This window comes from uncultured Salinicola sp., assembly GCF_937921195.1.
GTDB lineage: Bacteria > Pseudomonadota > Gammaproteobacteria > Pseudomonadales > Halomonadaceae > Salinicola.
Map to the genome: position 1 here is coordinate 1 of NZ_CALFQK010000134.1, position 6065 is coordinate 6065.

Sequence of the window (6065 nt, forward strand, 5' to 3'; positions counted from 1 at the left end):
GCATCCACGACGTGCCCGACTGGTCGGTCAGCGCGGATTATCCGTTCACCCTGGACTTGCGTGAACGGACGACGGGAATCGGCTAGTCTCTCTCCCGGCGCGCCGTCCGCGGGTGCGTGCATTTTTGAGTCGGGCGTTTGGCAGTCGAACGCTCCGAGATCGAAAGAGGAGGTCGGCGATCTGGCCGACCCCACGGCACCGGCAGGAGCCTGGTGATCACCGGCCGCTGGGAAGGAGTCCCGGCGCATACGTAGACAAAAGAGATGATGGTGGTAACCGAGACGCTCCGCGCTCCCTGGTTGAAAACCTACGCCCCCGGCGATGTCCACGACGCGCTGGTCGCTTCCGATGGCTCGGTGCGCCGGCGCTGGCTGCCGCTGCTGCACCAGTTGGGGCAACTGGGGCGGGAGTCGCTGGTCCAGCGGGCGGAGGAAGTGCAGCACCTGTTGCACGAGAATGGCGTGACCTACAACCTGCCCATTGATGAAGCGGGCAGTCGCCGCCAGTGGTGGCTGGATCCGCTGCCCCTGGTCATCTCGCCCCGGGAATGGAAACGTCTCGAGCAGGGGTTGCGCCAGCGCAGCCGGCTGCTGGCCGCCGTGCTCAAGGACATGTACGGGCCCCGCCGGATGCTGGCGGAAGGCATCCTGCCGGCCGATGCGCTGTATGCCAATCCCGCCTTCCTACTGCCTTGCGATCGGCTCTTCGGCGACGACGACCCCGGGTTGCTGCTGCATGGCGTGGATCTCGCCCGGAGTGCCGAGGGCCAGTGGCAGGTGCTGGCCGACCGTGTCCAGTCCCCGTCGGGCATGGGCTTCGCCCTCGAGAACCGTATCGCCATGGCACGCGCACTGCCGGATCTCTACCGCAATGCGCCGCTGAAGCGGCTTGCCGGTTTTCTCGGCGCGCAGCATCACTCGTTGTCGTCGTTGTCGCGGCTCAATCTCGATCATCCCACCATTGCACTGCTGGCGCCCGGGCCTGGCCACGACAGCTATTTCGAGCACGCCTACCTGGCCAACTACCTCAATCTGGCGCTGGTGGAGGGTGGAGACCTGGTGGTGCGGGATTCGCGGCTCTGGATGCGCACGCTCGGCGGCCTCCAACCCGTCGACGTGTTGCTGCGTCATATCGGCGATGATTGGATGGATCCCCTGGAGCTGCGAGGCGACTCGCTGATCGGCGTGCCCGGCCTGCTGGAGGCGATCCGTACGGGGGGCGTCGGGGTTGCCAATCCGCCGGGCGTGGGGGCGCTGGAGCACCCCCTGATCGCCGCCTACCTGCCGGCATTGTGCGAGCGGCTCCTCGGCGAGACGTTGCAGATCGGAAGTGCCGAACGCCACTGGTGCGGGCAGCCGGAAGGGCTCGCCTGGGCGATGGCGGGTTTCGAGACGCTGAGCTTCCAGCGCCTCGAGGGGGATCGGATGCGAGTCTCTCCCGCTGACCTGAGCGAAGAGGCGGCGGGAAGGTTGCGCCAGTCGATCATCGCCCAGCCGGATCGATACGTGGCCCAGCAGCCGCTGGTGACGGCCACCGCGCCGTTCTTCAGTCGCGACTGCGCCCAACTGGAGCCCTCGACATTCAACGTGCGCTGCTTCAGCCAGGCGGTCTTCGACGCGGACTACCGCTTCAGCGACTATGAAGTAATGCCCGGTGGCGTGGCCTGGCAAGGCGCGCCGGATACCGCGATGCGGTCCAGCCAGTGCGTCAAGGATGTATGGGTCACCGCATACGAGCCGCAGCCTCATGTCAGCCGACTGCGACGCTCGCGGCAGCCGCTGGTGGTAACGCGGGACGGTGCCGACCTGCCGAGCCGTGTTGCCGACAGCCTGTTCTGGGTGGGGCGTTACGGGGAGCGTCTCGATGGTCGCTCCCGGCTGCTGCGCGAAGCGCTCTACCGACTGTTCGAGCAGGATCAGGAAGGGCTGGCGGACGAGACACTGGCCGATATCCTGCACCTGATGGAGCCCGAGGCCCCGTTGCCCGACGAGACGCCGGTGGAACGCTTCGCCGCGCATCGCGAGCGGCTACTGGCGCTGTTCCAGCAGGATCGGGAAGGTAGCCTGCCGACACTCGTCTCGCGCATGGCCAACAACTGCCGCGCGGTACGCGATCATCTCGGTGACGATGCCTGGCGGGTCTTCAACCAGTTGCGCCAGGAATCGAGCCGCCTGCCGCACGCGGGTATCGATCAGGGGCGCCGTTCGGTCGAGACGGTGATCACGCAACTGGCCGCCTTCTTCGGGCTGTGCAACGAGACCATGCCCCACCATTTCGGTTGGCGTTTCATGGATATAGGGCGTTTTCTCGAGCGTTCCCTGGGGACTCTGACGCTATTGCGGCTGGCGTTGATCGATTCGGCGCATGCCGGCGAGGCGCTGTGGGACGTGGTGCTGGCCACGACCGACAACGCGACGGCCTATCGGCGACGGTACCGAAGTGAGCTGCATCCCGCAGCCATTCTCGACCTGCTTTTGTTCGACGAGGCCAATCCGCGCTCGGTGGGCTACATGTTCAAGCGCCTGGAGCGCCAGATCGAGCGCCTGCCGCAGCCCAGCAACACCCCGTACAGGAGCGACGAGGCCCGCCTGCTGATCCAGGCGCGCTCGGCGCTGCATCTGGCCGATCTGGAGCAGCTGTCGAGGCTGGATGAGGACGCCGCCGCCAGGCAGGCGCTCGGGGCGCTGCTGGATGCGCTGGCCGAACCTCTCGGTGGTCTGTCGCTGGCCATCGAGCACAGCCATTTCAGCCACGTCGAGATGCCGCGTCAGTTGGTGCCCATGCAGGCGCCGTAGGCGGCGCCCGCCGGGATCTCTCGCCGCGCCGTTCGTTACAGGATCCGCCATGCGTTATCGTGTCCGCCACTCGACCCGTTACGACTACGCCTCGCCAGTGTCGCTCTGCCACAACGAAGCGCGCGTGGTGCCGCGGGCGCTTGCCTGGCAGAAGGTCGATGATACCCGACTCGATATCGTCCCGCGGCCCGCAGTCAGCCATCAGCGTGTCGACTTCTTCGGCAATCTCGTCTCCTTCTTCAGCGTCCAGGAGGTTCACACGGCACTGTCGGTCACGGCCGTCACCAGCCTGGAGACGGGAGGGCGGCCGCTGCCGCCTAGGGAGGTCGGCGACTGGCAGTCGGCGGCACGTCACGCCAGCCGTACGCCGGAGCTGCGCCAGTTCCAGCTGGATTCCCCCTTCATCGCGAGAGAGACCGCGCTGCGTGCATTCGCCGCGCCCAGTTTCCCGGTCGGCCGGGCGTTGCTGGACGGCGTCGACGATCTCAATCGCAGGATTTTCGAGAACTTCACCTACGATCCCGAGTTCTCGTCCCTGGCCACCCCGGTGCTGGCGGTGCTCGAGGCGCGGCGGGGCGTCTGCCAGGACTTCGCGCACCTGATGATCGGTTGCCTGCGCTCCCTGGGGCTGTCGGCGCGCTATGTCAGCGGTTATCTGGAGACGCTGCCACCGCCCGGGCAGCCGCGCCTGGTCGGCGCCGATGCCTCGCATGCCTGGGTGGCGGTGCACGTACCGAACTGGGGATGGCTGGAGTACGACCCTACCAATGGCACTCTGCCGGGGGAGCGCCACCTCGTACTGGGGTGGGGGCGAGACTACGGGGACGTGCCGCCGCTCAAGGGTGTCATGAACGGGGGCGGCGCCCACCAGCTCGACGTGGCGGTGGATGTGGAGCCGATCGACGGTCCCGAGGATGGCTTCCGGCAGGGTGCCTTGAGCGGTATCTGACGTCAGTTCCGACGCTGGCCGGACGCGGCGATCAGCGTCGACATGCCGGCCACGAGACCCCAGAACGCGGCACCCACGCCGAACAGCGTCACGCCGGATCCGGTGACCAGGAACGTCACCAGGGCCGCCTCACGCTGATGCGCCTCCAGCAGCGCGCGATGGAGACTGCTGCCGATGGTCGGTAGAAGCGCGAGTCCGGCTATCGCCAGCACGAGTCCCTTGGGCAGGGCGTCGAAGAGCGTGCCGATCGAGCCGCCGAAGAGCCCCGCCAGCAGGTAGAACCCCCCGGCGCATATCGCCGCGGGATAACGTCTGTCGGTGTCCGGATGGACATCCGGCCCCATGCAGATGGCCGCTGTGATGGCTGCCAGGCAGATGCTGAATGCGCCGAACGGGGCCAGCAGCAGCGTTGCCAGACCGGTCCAGATCATCAATGGCGACACCGGGGTATCGTATCCGGCAGCCCGCAGTGTCGCCACGCCGGGCGCGTTTTGGGAGGCCATCGTCACCACGAAGAGTGGAATGCCCACGCCGATCAGGCTCGACAGCGAGAAGGTCGGCCAGATCGGCTGTGGCAGCGTCAGGATCAGGCTTGTCTCCGCCGCGTCGATCTTGCCCAGCAGAGCGGCGACGCCGAGCCCCACCAGCAGCACGAGCAGGATGGCGTAACGTTGCAGCCAGCGCCGGGCGGCGAGATAGCTCAGAAACATCGACGACACCAGGATGAAGTCGGTTTCCATCGATCCAAAGGCGTCCAGGCCGAAGCGCAGCAGCACACCCGCCAGCATGGCGGCGGCGATGGGCTGCGGGATGATCTGCATCAGTCTGGCAAACCACCCGGTGACGCCACAGACGACGACCAGCGCGGCACTGAACAGAAAGATGCCGATGGCTTCGCTCAATGGTAGGCCGGGCAGGCTGGTGGCCAGCAGGGCGGCGCCCGGCGTTGACCAGGCCGTCAGGATCGGTTGCCGGAAGTGCAGCGAGAGGCCGATCGAAGTGATGCCCATGGCGAGGCCGAGCGCGCTCAGCCAGCCACCGATCTGCACCGGTGACGCGCCTGCCGCCGAGGCTGCCTGGAAGATGATCACCGCGGAGCTGGTGTAGCCGACCAGCACCGCGACGAATCCCGCCGTGATGTGCGAGGCGGTGAGGAGCGGCGGAGTGGAACGGCGCTCGGCCGGGAGACGTGCCATGTCGATGCCCAAGATCGAAGTGTGATGTGCGTTATAACGCACGACACGGGTTTCGACAATGTCCGTCATTGCGCACGATACTGGCGCAGTGGCACACAGAACTGGCGTGGCACACAGGAAAGTATTCAGGGCGTCGGGTCGAGACCTGGCACCAGGGCGGTGTAGGCATCGGGAGGGATCATGAGTCCAGATCTTGCGGCTATCGGTCAGCGCATGAAGCAGTTTCGCGGTGAGCGCGGCCTGAGTCTCGACCGGGTCGCCAGGCTCTGTGGCGTCAGCAAGGCGATGCTGGGGCAGATCGAGCGGGGCGAGTCGACCCCGACCATCGCGACGCTGTGGAAGATCGCCAGCGGCCTTCAGGCGCCGCTGTCGCGGTTTCTGGTCGGTGAAAGCGGTGTGGTGCATCGACCGGCGTCACCCGCCAGGCACCGGGATGCCTCCGGCATGATCGTCACGCCGCTGTTCGCGTTCGATCCGCTCCTGGGGTTCGAGATGTTCGCAATCGAGCTGCCGCAGGGCTGCCTGAGCGAGTCGTCGCCGCATGCTCCGGGGGTGATCGAGCATGTGGTCGTACTGGAAGGTGAGATGGAGCTCTTCGTCGAAGGGGGGTGGCAAACCCTGGGGGCAGGGGAAGTGCTGCGCTTCGCGGCGGACCAGCCGCACGGGTATCGCAACCGGGGGCCGGCGACAGCGAAGGTTCACGATCTGATTCACTATCCTTTCAGCGCATGAGTCGTTGTGCCCGAGGGCTGTCGACCGCCTCCTGCGCCGGCGTGACGCAGCCCGACGGCGCCGCCAGATCGGACGCCATCAGTTCCTGCGGTCGATAGCGGGCCAGCAGCGCCCAGAGGATGGCGGCGGTCTCGGCATCCGGCTGGCCGGCGTAGTTGGCGGGGCGGAAATGCATCTGGAACGCTCTGGTGACGTTGCGAGTCTCCTCGTCGAGGACGCCCGTCGTCGCGAGCCGATAGCCGTAGGCGCCGAGCGCGCGTTGGTATTGCCCCACCGTTGGCGAGCAGTGCGCGAAACGACGCCGATAGGTGGCGATGTCTTCATCGTCCGGCCAGGCGCCAACGCCTGCCTCGTGAAGTCTTTTCCAGGGGAAGCGCGGTCCGGGGTCGATCT

The 6065-nt window shown here is 66.8% G+C and carries 5 protein-coding genes; 3 read left to right on the forward strand and 2 right to left on the reverse strand.

Features of this window, described 5'->3' with window-relative positions; genetic code table 11:
- The first annotated feature begins 263 nt into the window (after positions 1–263).
- Both Q0602_RS15010 and Q0602_RS15015 read left to right on the forward strand, forming a co-directional pair.
- Positions 264–2795 carry a circularly permuted type 2 ATP-grasp protein gene (locus tag Q0602_RS15010; protein ID WP_295036254.1) on the forward strand — a complete coding sequence of 844 codons (2532 nt, stop codon included), beginning with the start codon at positions 264–266 and terminating at the stop codon, positions 2793–2795.
- Positions 2796–2844: 49 nt separating this feature from the next.
- Positions 2845–3744, forward strand: coding sequence for a transglutaminase family protein (locus Q0602_RS15015; protein WP_298844997.1), 900 nt, complete (start codon positions 2845–2847; stop codon positions 3742–3744).
- Between the two features lie 2 nt (positions 3745–3746).
- Here Q0602_RS15015 and Q0602_RS15020 read toward each other — a convergent pair whose 3' ends face one another.
- Entirely contained in the window at positions 3747–4940 is a 1194-nt protein-coding gene (locus Q0602_RS15020) for a benzoate/H(+) symporter BenE family transporter (protein ID WP_298845000.1), read from the reverse strand.
- A gap of 180 nt (positions 4941–5120) precedes the next feature.
- On the opposite strand from Q0602_RS15020, the gene Q0602_RS15025 reads away from it, so the two are divergent.
- Positions 5121–5672, forward strand: coding sequence for a helix-turn-helix domain-containing protein (locus Q0602_RS15025; RefSeq protein WP_298845003.1), 552 nt, complete (start codon positions 5121–5123; stop codon positions 5670–5672).
- Here the strand turns inward: Q0602_RS15025 and Q0602_RS15030 are convergent.
- On the reverse strand, positions 5662–6065 hold a 404-nt coding region (locus tag Q0602_RS15030; RefSeq protein ID WP_298845005.1), incomplete at its 5' end, for a peptidoglycan-binding protein. The genes Q0602_RS15025 and Q0602_RS15030 overlap by 11 nt on opposite strands.

Bases quoted from the DNA above. Each gene is read 5' to 3' on its own strand.
- Q0602_RS15015 (WP_298844997.1), top strand. From the start codon at position 2,845: ATGCGTTATCGTGTCCGCCACTCGACCCGTTACGACTACGCCTCGCCA.
- Q0602_RS15010 (WP_295036254.1), top strand. From the start codon at position 264: ATGATGGTGGTAACCGAGACGCTCCGCGCTCCCTGGTTGAAAACCTAC.
- Q0602_RS15020 (WP_298845000.1), bottom strand. From the start codon at position 4,940: ATGGCACGTCTCCCGGCCGAGCGCCGTTCCACTCCGCCGCTCCTCACC.
- Q0602_RS15025 (WP_298845003.1), top strand. From the start codon at position 5,121: ATGAGTCCAGATCTTGCGGCTATCGGTCAGCGCATGAAGCAGTTTCGC.